The organism is Intestinimonas sp. HCP28S3_D6, from assembly GCF_052065695.1.
Lineage (GTDB): Bacteria > Bacillota > Clostridia > Oscillospirales > Oscillospiraceae > Intestinimonas.
Genome location: NZ_JBQHTM010000030.1, coordinates 27,592 through 43,908 on the forward strand (window position 1 = coordinate 27,592; position 16,317 = coordinate 43,908).

15 protein-coding genes and 1 other annotated feature are annotated in these 16,317 nt (G+C 60.0%); of the genes, 14 read left to right on the forward strand and 1 reads right to left on the reverse strand.

Annotated elements, in window-relative coordinates; genetic code table 11:
• Window positions 1-187: 187 nt before the first annotated feature.
• From gluQRS to ACTNBK_RS10910, 9 genes are all read left to right on the forward strand, one after another.
• Complete coding sequence (gene gluQRS, locus ACTNBK_RS10870; protein WP_441146020.1) at window positions 188-1,108, forward strand: tRNA glutamyl-Q(34) synthetase GluQRS; 921 nt, start codon at window positions 188-190, stop codon at window positions 1,106-1,108.
• A 227-nt stretch (window positions 1,109-1,335) separates the two neighbouring features.
• Window positions 1,336-2,991, forward strand: coding sequence for a Na+/H+ antiporter NhaC family protein (locus ACTNBK_RS10875; protein WP_441146022.1), 1,656 nt, complete (start codon window positions 1,336-1,338; stop codon window positions 2,989-2,991).
• Window positions 2,992-3,300: 309 nt separating this feature from the next.
• A complete protein-coding gene (locus ACTNBK_RS10880; RefSeq protein WP_441146024.1) occupies window positions 3,301-4,962 on the forward strand; it encodes a Na+/H+ antiporter NhaC family protein in 1,662 nt (553 codons plus the stop codon).
• A gap of 240 nt (window positions 4,963-5,202) precedes the next feature.
• Window positions 5,203-5,428, forward strand: a binding site (T-box leader).
• Between the two features lie 55 nt (window positions 5,429-5,483).
• Entirely contained in the window at window positions 5,484-6,092 is a 609-nt protein-coding gene (locus ACTNBK_RS10885; RefSeq protein ID WP_441146026.1) for a hypothetical protein, read from the forward strand.
• Window positions 6,093-6,154: 62 nt separating this feature from the next.
• Window positions 6,155-8,800: a valine--tRNA ligase gene (locus tag ACTNBK_RS10890; protein WP_441146028.1), complete on the forward strand. Its 2,646-nt coding sequence runs from the start codon at window positions 6,155-6,157 to the stop codon at window positions 8,798-8,800.
• A 38-nt stretch (window positions 8,801-8,838) separates the two neighbouring features.
• Window positions 8,839-9,795 (forward strand): diguanylate cyclase, encoded by a 957-nt coding sequence (locus ACTNBK_RS10895; protein WP_441146030.1) that lies wholly within the window; start codon window positions 8,839-8,841, stop codon window positions 9,793-9,795.
• Window positions 9,796-9,923: 128 nt separating this feature from the next.
• Window positions 9,924-10,229: an anti-sigma factor antagonist gene (locus ACTNBK_RS10900; protein WP_441146032.1), complete on the forward strand. Its 306-nt coding sequence runs from the start codon at window positions 9,924-9,926 to the stop codon at window positions 10,227-10,229.
• 45 nt (window positions 10,230-10,274) lie between these two features.
• The gene (gene spoIIAB / locus ACTNBK_RS10905) at window positions 10,275-10,715 is read left to right on the forward strand and encodes an anti-sigma F factor (RefSeq protein ID WP_441146034.1); all 441 of its coding nucleotides are present in this window, start codon (window positions 10,275-10,277) and stop codon (window positions 10,713-10,715) included.
• A complete protein-coding gene (locus ACTNBK_RS10910; RefSeq protein WP_294513645.1) occupies window positions 10,712-11,422 on the forward strand; it encodes a sigma-70 family RNA polymerase sigma factor in 711 nt (236 codons plus the stop codon). The genes spoIIAB and ACTNBK_RS10910 overlap by 4 nt, the downstream gene beginning before the upstream one ends.
• A gap of 487 nt (window positions 11,423-11,909) precedes the next feature.
• Here ACTNBK_RS10910 and ACTNBK_RS10915 read toward each other — a convergent pair whose 3' ends face one another.
• The gene (locus ACTNBK_RS10915) at window positions 11,910-12,182 is read right to left on the reverse strand and encodes a hypothetical protein (RefSeq protein ID WP_441146037.1); all 273 of its coding nucleotides are present in this window, start codon (window positions 12,180-12,182) and stop codon (window positions 11,910-11,912) included.
• A gap of 163 nt (window positions 12,183-12,345) precedes the next feature.
• Between ACTNBK_RS10915 and ACTNBK_RS10920 the strand changes: the two genes are divergently transcribed.
• The 5 genes from ACTNBK_RS10920 (at window position 12,346) to ACTNBK_RS10940 (ending at window position 16,223) form a co-directional block, all read left to right on the forward strand.
• Window positions 12,346-13,311, forward strand: a complete 966-nt coding sequence (locus tag ACTNBK_RS10920) for a glycosyltransferase family 2 protein (protein ID WP_441146039.1) — start codon at window positions 12,346-12,348, stop codon at window positions 13,309-13,311.
• Entirely contained in the window at window positions 13,295-13,708 is a 414-nt protein-coding gene (locus ACTNBK_RS10925; protein ID WP_441146041.1) for a GtrA family protein, read from the forward strand. The genes ACTNBK_RS10920 and ACTNBK_RS10925 overlap by 17 nt, the downstream gene beginning before the upstream one ends.
• Window positions 13,709-13,790: 82 nt before the next feature.
• On the forward strand, window positions 13,791-15,089 hold the full coding sequence (gene larA, locus ACTNBK_RS10930; RefSeq protein ID WP_441146043.1) for a nickel-dependent lactate racemase: 1,299 nt from the start codon (window positions 13,791-13,793) through the stop codon (window positions 15,087-15,089).
• 107 nt (window positions 15,090-15,196) lie between these two features.
• Window positions 15,197-15,688 (forward strand): sigma-70 family RNA polymerase sigma factor, encoded by a 492-nt coding sequence (locus tag ACTNBK_RS10935; protein ID WP_441146045.1) that lies wholly within the window; start codon window positions 15,197-15,199, stop codon window positions 15,686-15,688.
• Window positions 15,681-16,223 (forward strand): hypothetical protein, encoded by a 543-nt coding sequence (locus ACTNBK_RS10940; RefSeq protein WP_441146047.1) that lies wholly within the window; start codon window positions 15,681-15,683, stop codon window positions 16,221-16,223. Before ACTNBK_RS10935 ends, ACTNBK_RS10940 begins: the two co-directional genes overlap by 8 nt.
• Window positions 16,224-16,317 lie beyond the last annotated feature (94 nt).

Genomic DNA, 16,317 nt, shown 5'->3' on the forward strand with positions numbered 1-16,317 from the left:
TGTGCCGAATGGTCCTTTTTATGTCAGTTTGGGGTGAAAGACTGGTCTGCCGTGGGGGCAGGGATACGTAAGTCGGGAGGAAGCGGGCAGCGGGGCAGAGGGAAAAGCAGAAACAGGGTCTTGTAAAAACGGCAGGCCGTGGTACACTCAATGGGATCGAGAGAACAAGCAGAGGAGCGTGGAGCATATGGCGGAAAAGGGAAGGTTTGCCCCCAGCCCCAGCGGGCGGATGCACCTGGGAAATCTGTTTTCCTTCTATGTGGCCTGGTTGGACGCCCGGTCGGTAGGGGGGAAGGTGGTCCTGCGGATGGAGGACCTGGACCCGGACCGCACAGGAGAACGGTGGATTGGTCATATTGTAGAGGACCTGCGGTGGCTGGGTCTGGATTGGAACGAGGGCTACGGTGTAGGGGGACCCGACGGGCCCTATTGCCAGCGGGAGCGCACCGCCCTTTATGACGCAGCCTTTGAGCAGCTGCGGGCACAGGAAGCGGTCTACCCCTGTTGGTGCAGCCGGGCCCAGCGGCTGGCCGCCTCGGCGCCCCACCCCGGAGAGGAGCGGGATCTGGGCCACTGCCCCTGCCGGGACCTCTCCCGGGCGGAGCGGGAGGCAAGGGCCATGGTGAAAGCGCCGGCCTGGAAGGTTGCCCTTCCCCACGAGGCCGTCCGGTTCCGGGACCTCATCCAGGGCGAACAAGCCTTTGACCTGGCCCGAGACTGCGGCGACTTCGTGATCCGCCGGGCCGATGGAGTGTATGGTTACCAGCTGGCGGTGACGGTAGACGACGCCCTCATGGGAGTGACCCGGGTGGTGCGGGGGCGGGACCTGCTGGACTCTGCCGCCCGGCAGATCTGGCTCATGGAGCAGTTGGGATACCATGCGCCGGTCTATGCCCACGTGCCACTGCTGCTGGCTCCGGACGGCCGACGCCTGTCCAAACGGGAGCGGGATCTGGATATGGGCGCTCTGCGGGAACGGTTCTCACCGGGATCTCTGCACCAACTGCTCTGGAATCTGCTGCCTTTGTCAGACCATAGGGTAGAGGGACAAGATTTTTCCATTGATAAAGTTGGAAAAGAAGATATCTATATAGAAATTTTGGAATAAATTTAAAAATTTTACAAGTTCTTTACAAAAACTATACTCAAATTTGACACGGCAACACTTGTAATTTCGCACAAAAGCTGGTAGGGTTAGAGACGGGAATTGGTTTGGTTTTGCACAAATACCTTCGTATGGCACCTGTACTCGCGATCGGTTTGGGAAACAGCGTGAATCCTGTCCACGGCGCAGAATGTCTCCAATCACCGCATCATTTGAAAGGGAGGTTCACCATGCAAGGCACAAAGAGGAGGCTCATCCCCTTTATTCTGGTTTTAGCGGCAATCACCGGACTTTTGATGACCACGGCCTTCGCTGAAGGCGAAGCGGAATACGTCAGTAATTTCTTTGCGCAGCCCCTGTCCCTTCTGCCCCCCGTGCTGGCCATTGCGTTGGCCCTGATTACCAAGGAAGTTTATACGTCTCTGTTCCTGGGCTGCCTGGTAGGCGGTTTCCTGTATGCCAACTTCAACCCTGTGTTGGCTGTCACCAGCGTGTATGATATGATCGCCTCCAAAGTGGGTGACAACATGGGCATCGTGGTCTTCCTGGTGTCCCTGGGCTTTATCGTGGTGCTGATGAACCGCTCCGGCGGCTCCAAGGCCTACGGCGACTGGGCCAAGAAGGTCATCAAGACCCGTCGGGGCGCTCTGCTGGCCACCATGATCTTGGCTTTGGTGCTGGGCGTTGACGACTACTTCAACAACCTGACCACCGGTAACGTGATGCGTCCGGTGACCGACGGTCACAAGATCTCCCGCGCTAAGCTGGCCTACATGATCGACTCCACCGCGGCTCCCGTTTGTATCATGATGCCCATCTCTTCCTGGGCGGCGGCGGTGTCCGGCGTGGCTGAGTCTATGGAGGGTGTTTCCGGTCTGCAGCTGTTCATCAGCGCCATCCCCTGGAACTACTACGCCATCCTGACCATCTTCACCCTGATCATTCTGGCCGTCTTCGACATCGATTTTGGCCCCATGAAGGTCCACGAGGACAACGCCAAGCGGGGCGATATCTACACTACCCCCGAGCGACCCTATGCCGATGCTGATGATGAGAGCAAGAACTCCACCAACGGCAAGGTTATCGATCTGATCATCCCTGTCATTGTGCTCATCGTCTCCTGCGTCAGCGGTCTGCTGTTTACCGGCGGCTTCTTCACCCCCGACAGCGGTACCTACATGAACGTCATGGACGCCTTTGCCAACTGCTCTGCCGCCAGCGGTCTGATGTACGGTTCCTTCATCGTGGTCATCTTCTGCTTCATCTATTTCCTGGTGCTTCGCCGGAGCATGAGCTTCGTTCAGGTCACCGACTGTATCGCCGAGGGCTTCAAGATCATGGTGCCCGCCATCCTGATCCTGACCTTCGCCTGGGCCATCAGCGGCGTGACCAACGATCTGCTGGGCGCCAAGTTCTTCGTCGAGGCGGCCATGAAGAGCTCTGCCGAGTCCCTGGCCAACTTCCTGCCCGGCGTCATCTTCCTGGTGGCCTGCGGCCTGGCCTTCGCCACCGGCACCTCCTGGGGCACCTTCGGCATCCTGATCCCCATCGTGGTGGCCACCTTCGGCGTGGATGCCGGCACCATCCTCACCGTGGGTCTGGGCGCCTGCCTGGGCGGCGCGGTCATGGGCGACCACTGCTCCCCCATCTCCGATACCACCATCCTGGCCTCCACCGGCGCTCAGTGCTACCACCTCAACCACGTAAAGACCCAGATCCCCTACGCCGTGACCGTGGCCGCGGTGGCCTTCGTCAACCACATCCTGGCCGGCCTCATCCAGAACGTAGTCATCAATCTCATCATCGCGCTGGTTTCCATGTTTGCGGTGTTGATGATTATTCGCGCTGTGACTTCCAAGAATACGGCTCCTATGGCTAGTAAGTAAGAACTTATTCCATTTGTATACAAGAGAGACGGGTAGAAACCCGTCTCTCTTTTTATGTTTTGCACAAGAGGACTTCGCAATTTAAACCGAAAAAGAAATGCAAAATCTTGCAATAAAACAGACAAGTATAGTCATATAATACAAAATGAACATGTTATAAAAAGAAGCTATTATGAAAATTGCTTGTCATTTGCAAAAATTTGTGTTATCCTATCTGTGGGAATTGGTTTGGTTACCTCAGCACAGCAACACTCACGCATTTAAATCCACACCTTGAAAACTGCATATGTTGATAAAGGGAGGAACAACATGAGTAGAACCAAGAGGAATTTGATTCCCCTTCTTTTGGTCGTGGCAGCTCTGGCAGGGCTCCTGATGACCACCGCTTTCGCCGAGGGCGATACCGAGTACGTCAGCAATTTCTTCGCGCAGCCCCTGTCGCTTCTGCCCCCCGTGCTGGCCATTGTGCTGGCCCTGATTACCAAAGAAGTTTATACGTCTCTGTTCCTGGGCTGCCTGGTGGGTGGCTTCCTGTACGCCAACTTTAACCCTGTGTTGGCTGTCACCAGTGTGTATGACACCATCGCCTCCAAAGTGGGCGACAACATGGGCATCGTGGTCTTCCTGGTGTCCCTGGGCTTTATCGTGGTGCTGATGAACCGCTCCGGCGGATCCAAGGCCTACGGCAACTGGGCCAAGAAGGTCATCAAGACCCGTCGGGGCGCTCTGCTGGCCACCATGATCCTGGCTTTGGTGCTGGGTGTTGACGACTACTTCAACAACCTGACCACCGGTAACGTGATGCGTCCGGTGACCGACGGCCACCAGATCTCCCGTGCCAAGCTGGCCTACATGATCGACTCCACCGCGGCTCCCGTTTGTATCATGATGCCCATCTCTTCCTGGGCGGCGGCGGTGTCCGGCGTGGCTGAGTCTATGGAAGGTGTTTCTGGCCTGCAGCTGTTCATCAGCGCCATCCCCTGGAACTACTACGCCATCCTGACCATCTTCACCCTGATCACTCTGGCCGTCTTTGACGAGGACTTTGGTCCTATGAAGGTCCACGAGGACAACGCCAAGCGGGGCGACATCTACACTACCCCCGAGCGGCCCTTTGAGGGTGCTGATGATGAGAGCAAGAACTCCACCAACGGCAAGGTCATCGATCTGATCATCCCTGTCATCGTGCTCATCGTCTCCTGCGTCAGCGGCCTGCTGTTCACCGGCGGCTTCTTCACCCCCGACAGCGGTACCTACATGAATGTGCTGGACGCCTTCGCCAACTGCACCGCAGCTGACGGCCTGATGTACGGCTCCTTCATTGTGGTCATCTTCTGCTTCATCTATTTCCTGCTGCTCCGCCGGAGCATGAGCTTTGTTCAGGTTACCGACTGTATCGCCGAGGGCTTCAAGGTCATGGTGCCCGCCATCCTGATCCTGACCTTCGCCTGGACCATCAGCGGCGTGACCAACGACCTGCTGGGCGCCAAGTACTTTGTGGAGCACTTCATGCAGGCTTATGCCGAGTCCCTGGCCAACTTCCTGCCGGCCGTCATCTTCCTGGTGTCCGTGTTCCTGGCCTTCGCCACCGGCACCTCCTGGGGCACCTTCGGCATCCTGATCCCCATCGTGGTGGCCACCTTCGGCGTGGACGCCGGCACCATCCTCACCATCGGTCTGGGCGCCTGCTTGGCCGGCGCCGTGTGCGGCGATCACTGCTCCCCCATCTCCGATACCACCATCCTGGCCTCCACCGGCGCTCAGTGTTACCACCTCAACCACGTGAAGACCCAGCTGCCCTACGCGCTGACTGTGGCCGCTGTCTCTTTCGTGAACTACATCCTGGCCGGCCTGATCCAGAACGTGGTCATCAACCTCATTCTCGCGTTTGCCACCATGTTTGCAGTACTGATGATCCTGCGTGCCACTATTGGCAAGGACAAGGTGGCTGCCCGGACCGCAGCCAAATAACGGTATTTCCCCTTCTATCTCTCTCTGACTTAAGGCCGGAGCGCGTCGCAGAGCGGCGCGCGCCGGCCTTTTTATACCGAAACCGCGGTGTTGTGGAGTTTTAAATGCGGGAAAGGGAGAAAATTCCACGTTTTAAGCATGATGACTTGACTTTTTGCCTATGCCTGCCTATAATATTGTCTACTGAGCAAGGCTGCGCCTGGGCCGGTTCCGGCCGCGAGGGTAGCTTTGCGCTCAGATTAAAAGGCGATGAGGGGAAAGAGTACGTTTCGTTTCCAGGATGCAGAGAGGGGCCGGTCGGTGCAAGGCTCTCCGGAGCGGGCGGAAGGTGGTCCTGGAGCTCTGCGGCCCAATGAATACACGGGTATTCTGGTAAGCCGCGGCGTACATCCACGTTACGGATAAAAGAGTGCGGACGCCCAGGCGCCCGAATTCAGGTGGTACCGCGGAGCGATCCGCCCTGAAGCCCAAAGGCTTCAGGGCGTTTTTCGTATCTGGGACAGAAAGGCGGTAGAAAGGGAATGGCCCGATTTGAGGTCAGGATGACTGGGAAGACCTTTAACGCATGCACCGAGCAGTATATCCTGTTCAGACGCGCCCGGGAGATCGCCGGCGGCAGCTTCAAGATCGTGGTGTTGGCAGAGCTGGTCGTAGCTGTGGTGGCGCTGATATTGGCGGTGACCCAGCAGAACGGGCTGGGCACACGACTCTTCTTCCTATTTGCGGCGGTGCTGCTGATCTGGAGAGCTGTGAGCAAGGTGCAAGGGAGTGACACCCGCAATTATATCAAAAAGGCCAGGACCCAGACCTTGCCGCCGGAGGAGGCGGAAAAGGAGCTGGTGGTGTCCTTCGACGAGGAGGGCTGCACCCTTCGGGCACTAGGGAGCACCCTGCCTGGTCAGGATGTGGAGGAACGGGATCTGTTTTACTACAATCAGGTGACCGGTCTTTACCGCTCCGAGTCTTACTGCCTGGTCGCTTGCGACAAGGCAGCCAGCATCTGTTTTCCACTGGTCGGACTGACCGGCGGGACGCCGGAAGAGCTGACGGCATTTCTGGAGGAGCAGTGTGGCCGGAAGGCTGCGCGCTATGAACTGGAGACCGAAAAATTCCAGGCGCTCCTTCGGTGATGCAGTGTGGCTGGTCCAACGCTGAAATCGAAATAGAATAAGATATAGGATGTGAAACACCAATGAACAAGGAATTGCCAAAGGTCTATGAGCCCCAGGAGGTGGAGGGGCGCATCTATGAGATGTGGGAGAAGAACGGCTGCTTTGCCGGTCACCGGGACCCCGATAAGAAGCCCTTCACCATCGTTATGCCGCCCCCGAACGTGACAGGCCAGCTCCATATGGGCCATGCCATGGATTCCACCCTTCAGGATATCCTCATCCGCTTCAAGCGGATGGAGGGCTACGCCGCTCTGTGGGTGCCCGGCACTGACCACGCCGGTATCGCCACCCAGATCAAGGTGGAGGAGGAGCTCCGGAAGAACGAGGGCCTCACCCGCTATGACCTGGGCCGGGAGAAGTTCCTGGAGCGGGTGTGGGACTGGAAGAACAAGTACGGCAACCGCATCGTGGAGCAGCAGAAGAAGCTGGGCGCCTCCTGTGACTGGGAGCGCTCCCGGTTCACCATGGACGAGGGCCTCTCCAAGGCCGTGCGCCACGTCTTTGTCTCCCTCTACAAGAAGGGCCTCATCTATAAGGGAAGCCGCATCATCAACTGGTGCCCCCACTGCGTCACCGCCCTCTCCGATGCCGAGGTGGAGTACCAGGACAAGCCCGGCAACTTCTGGCACATCCGTTACCCCATCCAGGGCGAGGAGGGCCGCTATGTGATCGTGGCCACCACCCGGCCCGAGACTATGCTGGGCGATACCGGTGTGGCCGTCCACCCCGACGATGAGCGGTATAAGGACATCGTGGGCAAGAAGTGCATCCTGCCCCTGGTGGGCCGGGAGATGCCCATCGTGGCCGACGAGTATGTGGATATGGAGTTCGGTACCGGCTGCGTGAAGATGACCCCCGCCCACGACCCCAACGACTACGAGGTGGGCCTGCGCCAGAACCTGGAGACCATTCGGGTGCTTGACGACAACGGAAAAATCGTGGAGGGCTATGGCAAGTACTCCGGCATGGACCGCTACGAGGCCCGGAAGGCCATCGTGGCCGACCTGGAGGAGCAGGGCTACCTGGTGAAGGTGGAGCCCCACCAGCACAACGTGGGCACCTGCTACCGCTGCCACAGCGACGTGGAGCCACTCATCTCCGCCCAGTGGTTCGTGAAGATGGAGCCTCTGGCCAAGGAGGCCCTGCGGGTGGTCAACGACGGCGAGGTCAAGTTTGTCCCCGACCGCTTCTCCAAGACCTACACCAACTGGATGGAGAACGTCCACGACTGGTGCATCTCCCGTCAGCTCTGGTGGGGCCATCAGATCCCCGCCTGGACCTGCCAGGACTGCGGCCACATCACCGTGTCCGAGGAGGACCCCACCGAGTGTGAGCGCTGTCACTCCAAGAACATCGTCCAGGAGGAGGACGTGCTGGACACCTGGTTCTCCTCCGCCCTGTGGCCCTTCTCCACCCTGGGCTGGCCCGAGGAGACCGAGGACTTCAAGTATTTCTACCCCACCGACGTGCTGGTCACCGGCTACGACATCATCTTCTTCTGGGTGGCCCGGATGATCTTCTCCGGCTGTGAGCACACCGGAAAGCCCCCCTTCCACACCGTGTTCATCCACGGCCTGGTCCGGGATGACAAGGGACGGAAGATGTCCAAGAGCCTGGGCAACGGCATCGATCCCCTGGAGATCGCCAACCAGTACGGCGCCGACGCCCTGCGCTTCAACCTGGTCACCGGCAACTCCCCCGGAAACGACATGCGCTTCTACACCGAGCGGTGTGAGGCTATGCGCAACTTTGCCAACAAGATCTGGAACGCCAGCCGCTTCCTGATGATGAACCTGACCATCGAGAAGTGTGAGCTGCCCGAGCACCTGGAGATGGAGGACAAGTGGATCCTCTCCAAGCTCAATCGTGTCATCCCCGAGGTCACCGAAAACATGGACAAGTACGAACTGGGCGTGGCGGCACAGAAGGTGTACGACTTCATCTGGGACGACTACTGCGACTGGTATATCGAGCTCACCAAGTCCCGGCTCCAGGGCGAGGACCAGCAGGCCAAGGAGAACGCCCAGAAGGTGCTGTGCTATGTCCTCACCGATATCCTTAAGCTTCTCCACCCCTTCATGCCCTTCCTCACCGAGGAGATCTGGCAGGCGCTGCCCCATGAGGGCGACTTCCTCATGCTCCAGAAGTGGCCTGAGCACCATGTGGAGCTGGACTTCCCCCAGGAGGAGAAGGCGATGGAGCTGATTATGGACGCCATCGGAGCCGTGCGCACCCGCCGCTCCGAGATGAACGTGCCCCCCAGCAAGAAGGCCCACCTCACTGTGGCGACCCTGGAGCGGGAGATCTTTGAGGCAGGCATTCCCTTCCTCAAGCGCTTGGCTTATGCCAGCGATGTCACCATCACCGGCATGTCCGGAGCGGGTTCTGACGGCGAGGAGAACGCAAAGGGCATGGTCACCGTTATCACCCATGCCGCCCGCATCTCCATGCCCATGGCAGAGCTGGTGGATATGGAAAAGGAGAAGGCACGGCTGGAGAAGCAGCTGGGCAAGGACAAGGCAGAGCTGGACAAGCTCAGCACCAAGCTGAACAACCCCGGCTTTGTGAACAAAGCCCCCGCCAACGTGGTGGAAGCCGAGCGGGAGCGGGCGGAGAAGCTGACTGCTGTGATCGCGAAACTGGAAGAGCAGCTGGCTGGCATGTGAATCAGGACAATGGCCCCTTCACACAGGAGGAAGACACGATGGAACTATGCAAGCGCACACAGCAGTTATGGCATGCCTATCTGATAGCGGAAGAGACAGAAGCCCTATCCCAGGTACTGGAGTGGATTGATCCAGACTGTGTGGTGATCGGCACCGGTCGGCATGAATACTACACCACCCGCCAGCAGCTCATTGAGGCTCTGGGAAAAGAAATCATGGAGCGGAAGGTGGCTCACCCGGAGATTGTGGACGAGTGGTACGCGCAGCGGGAGCTGGGGTCTGAGGTCTGCCTGGTATACGGTGGGCTGCACCTGAGTGTTGTCCAGACCGGGGAAATCTGTGCTGATATGGACACCCGGTTCAGTATGGTCTATCAGAAATTTGGGGAGGACTGGCGGGTGGTTCACCTCCACCAGTCCATGCCTAACTTGGAGCAGCAGGATGGGGAGTACTATCCCAAGACCATTACCAAGCAGCTCCGGGAGGCCCAGAGTCTGGCGGAGCATATGCGCCGCCTGGCGCGGGAGGATTCTCTCACCGGACTACTAAACCACCGGGCCTTCTTTGAAGAGGGAGCGCGATATGTGAAGCAGGGTGGAACCTTCTGGTGCTTTGTGTTGGATCTGGACGATTTCAAGCAGGTGAACGATAACCACGGTCACCTGGCGGGAGATGAGGTGCTCAGAAGGGTAGCGACGGTTCTGCGCTCCAGTGTCCGTGGTCAGGACCTGGTGGGGCGCGTAGGCGGAGACGAGTTTGCCATCCTGTGCTCTGGCCCCCGAGGGGAAGATGAAATTGCCGCGGTGGCCCGCAGAATTTTGTCCATGGTGGCCAAGGAAACGAATTTCGATTTCATATGTCCGGGCCTGTCCATCGGCATCGCCCGTGTCTATGACGCTGAGGATTTACGAGATACCTTCCACCGTGCTGACAAGGCGCTCTATCAGGTGAAGCAGAACGACAAAAACGGATTCTCCATCGAACGGGTGGATTGACCAAAAACTACGAGATCTTTATCCCAGCCCCTGACTTTCGACGGGTTCATCACAGAAACAGGGTTATAATCGCAGTATACCAAAATTTGGTATACTGCGATTTTTTATGCCGGGAGGGGGGACAAGCTGTGGAACTGAGCTGCACGGGGGAGGACCGGGAGCTGTGCATTTCCCTGGCAGGAGAGGTGGATCACCACCGGGCCCGGGAACTGATGGAGAGCATCGACCGGGAGGTGGGGACTCGCCTGCCCAGACATCTGGTCCTGGACCTGGGGGACGTAACCTTCATGGATAGCTCTGGCATCGCGGTGCTGCTGCGGGCCTACAAGCGGACGGCGGAGCTGGGAGGCACAGTAGTGGTGCGGAATGTGCCGGAGCAGGCGGTCAAGGTGCTCCGGGCCGCTGGTTTGGAGCGGCTCCTGCGTTTTGAATAAAGGAAAGGCCGGGCGATGTCGCCCGGCCGGGGAGGGATACATAGGATGAAACCTGTCAATACCGCAACCATCGAGTTTTTGAGCCGTTCGTCCAACGAGGGCTTTGCCCGGACGGTGACGGCCTGTTTTGCCGCCCAGCTGGACCCCACTCTGGATGAGATCAACGACATCAAGACCGCCGTCAGCGAGGCGGTGACCAACGCCATCGTCCATGCCTACCCGGAGGAGCTGGGAAAGGTGCGGCTGCGGCTGAAGCTCTTTGAGGATGGGCGGCTGGAGATCGCCGTCCAGGACTGGGGAGTGGGCATCGCCGACGTGGAGCAGGCCCGAACACCTCTCTTCACCACCGGAAACGAGGAGCGGTCCGGTATGGGCTTTACCATTATGGAGAGCTTCATGGACACGTTGAAGGTCCGCTCCAGGCCGGGGAAGGGAACCACGGTGGTCATGAGCCGGCGGTTGGCCCGTCGGCTGGGGAGCCGATGAAGGCGGCCGAGGCCGACGCCCTGCTGGAGGCCGCCCGGGGGGGCGACAACGATGCCTGTGAGCAGATGATGGAGGAAAACGCGGGCCTTATCTGGAGTGTGGTGCGGCGGTATTACGGCCGGGGCACCGACCCGGAGGACCTCTATCAGCTGGGCTGTCTGGGCTTTCTGAAGGCGGTCCGGGGCTTTGACCCCGCCTTCGGCTGTCAGTTTTCCACCTACGCCGTGCCTAAGATCGCCGGAGAGATCCGGCGGTATCTCCGGGACGACGGGGCGGTGAAGGTGAGCCGGGGGGTGAAGGAGCGGGCGGGCGCCATCCGTCAGGCCCGGGACCGGCTGAGCCATACCCTGGGCCGGGAGCCCACTCTGTCGGAGCTGTCGGCGGAAACGGGGCTGGAGCCGGAGGACATCGCCGCCGCCGAGGAGGCCAACCTGCCGGTGGCCTCCTTGCAGATGGAGGCGGGGGAGGACGGCTTCACCCTGGAGAGCATGCTGGGAACCGACGGCATGGAGGAGGGGGTGGTGGAGCGGCTGGCCCTCCGAGGGGCCATCGACGCCCTGCCCGAGCGGGAGCGGCAGGTGATCTTCCTGCGGTATTACAAGAACCTGACTCAGGATAAGACCGCCAAGGTTCTGGGGGTGAGCCAGGTGCAGATCTCCCGCATCGAGCGCAAGGCCATGGAGCACCTGCGCAAGGAGCTGGAGTAGCGGCGCACTTTTGATATAAGGGAGCATCTGGGGACGGGAGAGACGGCTCAAAACCCCGTTCTTTTTCCCTGCTGGAAAAAGAACGGTTTTTGGAATCCAAAGAAAAAGGGGCTCCCAAAAGGGTTGAGTGGTCCCAAATAGGAATCCGGCGGCCCGTCTTTACGCCCCCATTGTGCACCAGCACCGTCCACAGGGGACTCCGCCGGCGGAACAGGGACAAGCCGTGGTCCTATCCAACATTTTTTCGCCGCCTGCGTGGGTGGGCGTCGGGGCGTGGCACCGCTGACTGGTATTCCTTCTATTGTGGAGCGTGGCTTCCCAGACGCACTACCCCCCTATGAAACCTACCCTCATCCGGCGGCTACGCCGCCACCACGGGTTAAGGAAGAAGTCATTTCTTCTGACTGTCCACCGGACAGTCAGACCCCCTTCAAGGGGGAAGGTAAAGCATCCTTCATAAGACCTTCCCCTCACAGGGGAAGGCTTTTCATTTCTCGGGCAGCAGGTCCAGCCGGCCCATGGAGATGCCCAGCTGGAGGCCGATGAGAAAGGCTCGCTCCGTCTCAAAGCCGGAAAGCGCGTTTTCCGCGTCCGCGGCGGCCAGCAGGGCATGTCCCAGCTCACCCCGGTAACGCCGCCGGAGCTGTGCCCAGAGGGTCTCCCCCTCCGCCTGGCACTGGCGGTAGTCTGGGTCGGCGGAAAGCCCCTCCCGCATATGACTCAGGGAGGTATCGGTCAAAAAACGCAGGGCATGGTCCATTATCATCACCTCTGTTTCTACAATAAACAAAAAATATACCACTTGTCAATGATAGCTTTTAGCAATATGTCAAAGTGCACAATTGTAACTTATATGGCCTTGCGCTATAATAATTTAACTGCATGACACCATTTGCAGAAAATTTTCTGGGAGGGCAGTTATCATGAGTGATACCCTCTATATTGTCGTCCCCTGTTATAATGAGGAGGCCGTGCTGCCGGAGACCGCCAAGCGGCTGGGGGAGAAGCTGACAAGCCTGACGGCGTCGGGAAAGATCTCGGCGGAGAGCCGGGTCCTCTTTGTGAACGACGGTTCCAAGGACGGCACCTGGTCCATTATCACCGGCCTGCACCAAAGCGATCCACGGTTCTCCGGGGTGGACCTGAGCCGGAACCGGGGCCATCAGAACGCCCTGCTGGCGGGGCTCATGACGGCCAAGGACCGGGCAGACATGGTCATCTCCATGGACGCCGACCTCCAGGACGACATCGACGCCGTGGACGCCATGGTGGACAAGTATTATGAGGGCTGCGACATCGTCTACGGAGTGCGCTCCGCCCGGGAGAAGGACACCTTCTTCAAGCGCGTCACCGCCGAGGGCTTTTACCGGTTCATGAGCTTCCTGGGGGCGGAGACGGTGTTCAACCACGCCGACTACCGCCTCATGTCCCGCCGTGCCCTGGAGGGCCTGGCGCAGTTCAAGGAGGTCAATCTCTTCCTGCGGGGTATCGTGCCCATGATCGGCTATACCACCGGCTATGTCTCCTATGAGCGGGGGGAGCGCTTCGCCGGGGAGAGCAAGTATCCCCTCAAAAAAATGCTCTCCTTTGCCCTGGAAGGAATCACCAGCCTCTCCACCAAGCCCATCCGGTACATCACCCTGCTGGGCTTTCTGGTCTTTCTGGTGAGCATCGCCATGCTCATCTATTCCATCGTCCGCTGGGCCAACGGCGCCACCGTGATTGGCTGGGCCAGCGTCATCTGCTCGGTGTGGGCCATCGGTGGGCTCATCCTGCTGTCTTTGGGGGTCATCGGCGAGTATATCGGCAAAATCTACCTGGAGACCAAGGCCCGGCCCCGGTTCCTGATCCGGGAAGTATTGGAGGAGCGGGATGAAGAAGCTCTTTGATGTGAGCATGCTCAAATTCCTCCTGGTGGGGGTGGGGAACACCCTCCTCTCCACGGTACTCATGTTCGCCCTGGAGGACCTGGGCTTCTGGCCCTCCACCGCTATCGCCTATGTGGCAGGGGCGGTCATGAGCTTTTTCCTCAACAAGCACTTCACCTTCCACAGTGACGAGGTGCTGTGGAGAGCGGCGGTGAAATTCGCCGTCAACGTGGCGGTGTGCTATGTGGTAGGCTATGGCCTGGCCTGGCTCATCATGGACGCCCTGGCCCCCTTCAGCCCTCTGCCGGAGGTGTGGTGGGAGCGGCTCTCCAAGCTGGTGGGCATGGGGCTCTACACCGTCTTCAACTACTTTGGACAGCGCTTTTTCGCCTTCCGCCGAAGAGGTAGTACCACTTGACTTTCCCTGGGTAAAGTGCTACCATCGTAAAAGATGTTGGCGTCTTTTGACGCGAATCACAGAGACAGAAGGCGAAAAAGATATGGAAACCATGAAATATAGCGACACCGCGTTTCCCATACATCTGGACCCCGGCCAGGTGGTGGCGGAGCTCCATGCCAACGCGGTGGATCTCCCCAAGCGGACGGTGCGGGAGCACATCGAGTACGCCCTGGACCACCCCATCGGCGCCGGCCCCATCGAGGAGGCTGTGCAGGCCGGGGACAAGGTGTGCATCATCATCTCCGACGTGACCCGGCGCTGGCAGCAGCCCAGCACCTACCTACCCATCCTGGTGGAACGGCTCAACCGGGCCGGCATTCCCGACAAGGACATCCTCATCCTCTGCGCCACCGGTACCCACCGGCGGCAGACCGAGGAGGAGCACATCTCCCTGGCGGGGGAGGACCTCTACCGCCGCATTCGGTTCATCGACCACCAGTGCGACGACAAGGAGCACCTTACCTATATGGGCACCACCAGCCGGGGTACGCCGGTGTGGCTGGACAGCTATGCCATGGCCTGCGACAAGCTCATCCTCACCGGCGGCGTGGTCTATCACTTCCTGGCCGGCTTCGGCGGCGGCCGGAAATCCATCGTCCCCGGCATCGCCGGCCGGGAGACCATCAACACCAACCACAACAACGCCCTGAATCCCGGCCTGGGCAGTGGCTCTAACCCCCGGGTCTGCAACGGCAACATGGGGGAGGACAACCCCTTCCACACCGACCTCATGGAGTGTGCCGCTTTTGCCAAGCCCGCCTACCTGCTCAACGTCATCGTGGATGACGATTACCAGATCGTGGGTGCCTTCGCCGGTGACTGGCGGGAGGCCCACAGGGAGGCGGCCAAGGTGGTGGAACAGCTGGACGGCGTGTCCATCCCCCACCGCACTCCTCTGGTCATCTCCAGCGCGGGGGGCTATCCCAAGGACATCAACCTCTACCAGACCTCCAAGACTCTGGCCAACGCCCTGGCCGCCGCCGCCCCGGGCGGCACCATGATCCTGCTCTCCCAGTGCCGGGAGGGCTTCGGCGACCCGGACTGTGAGGCCCAGATCTGCAACTATGACACTATGGAGGAGCGGGAAAAGGCCCTCCGGGCCGACTTCTCCATCGGCGGCTTCATTGGCTTCCTCTTCGCCGAGACGGCGGAGCACTACCACCTGATCCTGGTCACCGATCTCCCAGCCGAGCGATTCGGGCGCACCAAGATCCAGGTGGCCCGGACCCTGGATAAAGCCCTGGAGCTGGCCGCCCGGTGCAACGGCGGCAGTCTGGCAGGGGTGGAGACCACCCTCATGCCTCACGGCGGCAGTACCGTCCCCCTGCCCCAGGCGTAATGAGTTGAACACAGAAAAAATGGCCGCGGTCCGCGGCCATTTTTTTTTGCCCAACGCACGAACCCCCCCCTGCTCCGTCGTTATATCAGTAGAAAGGAGGTGGAGCGGTGGAACAACTGACCGTGGGCCGGACCCTGGTGGCCCGGGCGGTGGAGCAGTACGGCTCCATGGTGCTGCGGCTGGCCTTCCAGCGGCTCAAAAGCCAGGCCGATGCCGAGGATGTAGGCCAGGAGGTCTTTCTCGCCCTGCTGAGGGAGCGTGTCTTTCAGGATGAGGACCATCTGAAGCGGTGGCTGGTCCGGGTGACCCTCCACAGGTGCGAGGACCTGCGCCGGTCCGCCTGGCGGCGGCGGACGGTCCCGCTGGAGGAGCGGACGGCCTGGGCTGCCTTTACCCCGGAAGAGACGGCCTGCCTGGAGGAGCTGTGGTCCCTGAAGCCCAGGGACCGGGATGTGATCTATCTCCACTACTATGAAGGCTACACCATCGCCGAGATGGCGGAGCTGCTGGGGGAGAACCCCAATACGGTGAGCGCCCGTCTGGGCCGGGCCAGAAAGAAGCTCAGGTTATTGCTGGAGGAGGGAATGTGCCATGGCTGAGGGATATTTTGACGCAATGGACAAGGTAAAGGCCACGGAGGACTGGACCGCCCGCACCCTGGCGGCCCTGGAAGAACAGGAGCGCCGGCCGGTCCGGAGGCCCGGACGGATCGTTGCACGGCTGGCGGTGGCGGCGGCGGTGTGTGCCGTCCTGCTGGTCACTGCCATGGCGGCCTCCCCCGGCCTGCGGGCGGCCCTGCTGAACGCTCTGGGCAGCTTCGCCCCCTACGCCCAGGAGGTGGAGGGAGTGTCCGCTACGGAGGAGGGCATCGAGATCCGGGCGGTTTCCGCCCTCTCGGACGGCAACACCGTCCGGGTGTATCTGGAGGTCCGGGACCAGACCGGGGACCGGCTGGGAGCAGGCACACAGCTGAGGATGATCATGGCAGAGCGTCCAGGGAGCGACTATCAGACCAGTACCATGAGCGGCATCCTCCCGGTCACTTATGACTCCGAGACCGGGACCGGCCTGGCGCAGTTCGACTTCCATACCGATGGCGCCCCCTCCACTGGCGGCACCCTAGGGAATCTCTGATTTAATCCGCACTACCATAAAGGCTCCGGATGTGGGATAATAACACTATCAACGCAATGGTGGTGTATGGGGATGAAGAAACAGGAAACATTTA

Coding starts and splice junctions, on each gene's coding strand:
- gluQRS (WP_441146020.1), top strand. CDS start 188: ATGGCGGAAAAGGGAAGGTTTGCCCCCAGCCCCAGCGGGCGGATGCAC.
- ACTNBK_RS10875 (WP_441146022.1), top strand. CDS start 1,336: ATGCAAGGCACAAAGAGGAGGCTCATCCCCTTTATTCTGGTTTTAGCG.
- ACTNBK_RS10880 (WP_441146024.1), top strand. CDS start 3,301: ATGAGTAGAACCAAGAGGAATTTGATTCCCCTTCTTTTGGTCGTGGCA.
- ACTNBK_RS10885 (WP_441146026.1), top strand. CDS start 5,484: ATGGCCCGATTTGAGGTCAGGATGACTGGGAAGACCTTTAACGCATGC.
- ACTNBK_RS10890 (WP_441146028.1), top strand. CDS start 6,155: ATGAACAAGGAATTGCCAAAGGTCTATGAGCCCCAGGAGGTGGAGGGG.
- ACTNBK_RS10895 (WP_441146030.1), top strand. CDS start 8,839: ATGGAACTATGCAAGCGCACACAGCAGTTATGGCATGCCTATCTGATA.
- spoIIAB (WP_441146034.1), top strand. CDS start 10,275: ATGAAACCTGTCAATACCGCAACCATCGAGTTTTTGAGCCGTTCGTCC.
- ACTNBK_RS10910 (WP_294513645.1), top strand. CDS start 10,712: ATGAAGGCGGCCGAGGCCGACGCCCTGCTGGAGGCCGCCCGGGGGGGC.
- ACTNBK_RS10915 (WP_441146037.1), bottom strand. CDS start 12,182: ATGGACCATGCCCTGCGTTTTTTGACCGATACCTCCCTGAGTCATATG.
- ACTNBK_RS10920 (WP_441146039.1), top strand. CDS start 12,346: ATGAGTGATACCCTCTATATTGTCGTCCCCTGTTATAATGAGGAGGCC.
- ACTNBK_RS10925 (WP_441146041.1), top strand. CDS start 13,295: ATGAAGAAGCTCTTTGATGTGAGCATGCTCAAATTCCTCCTGGTGGGG.
- larA (WP_441146043.1), top strand. CDS start 13,791: ATGGAAACCATGAAATATAGCGACACCGCGTTTCCCATACATCTGGAC.
- ACTNBK_RS10940 (WP_441146047.1), top strand. CDS start 15,681: ATGGCTGAGGGATATTTTGACGCAATGGACAAGGTAAAGGCCACGGAG.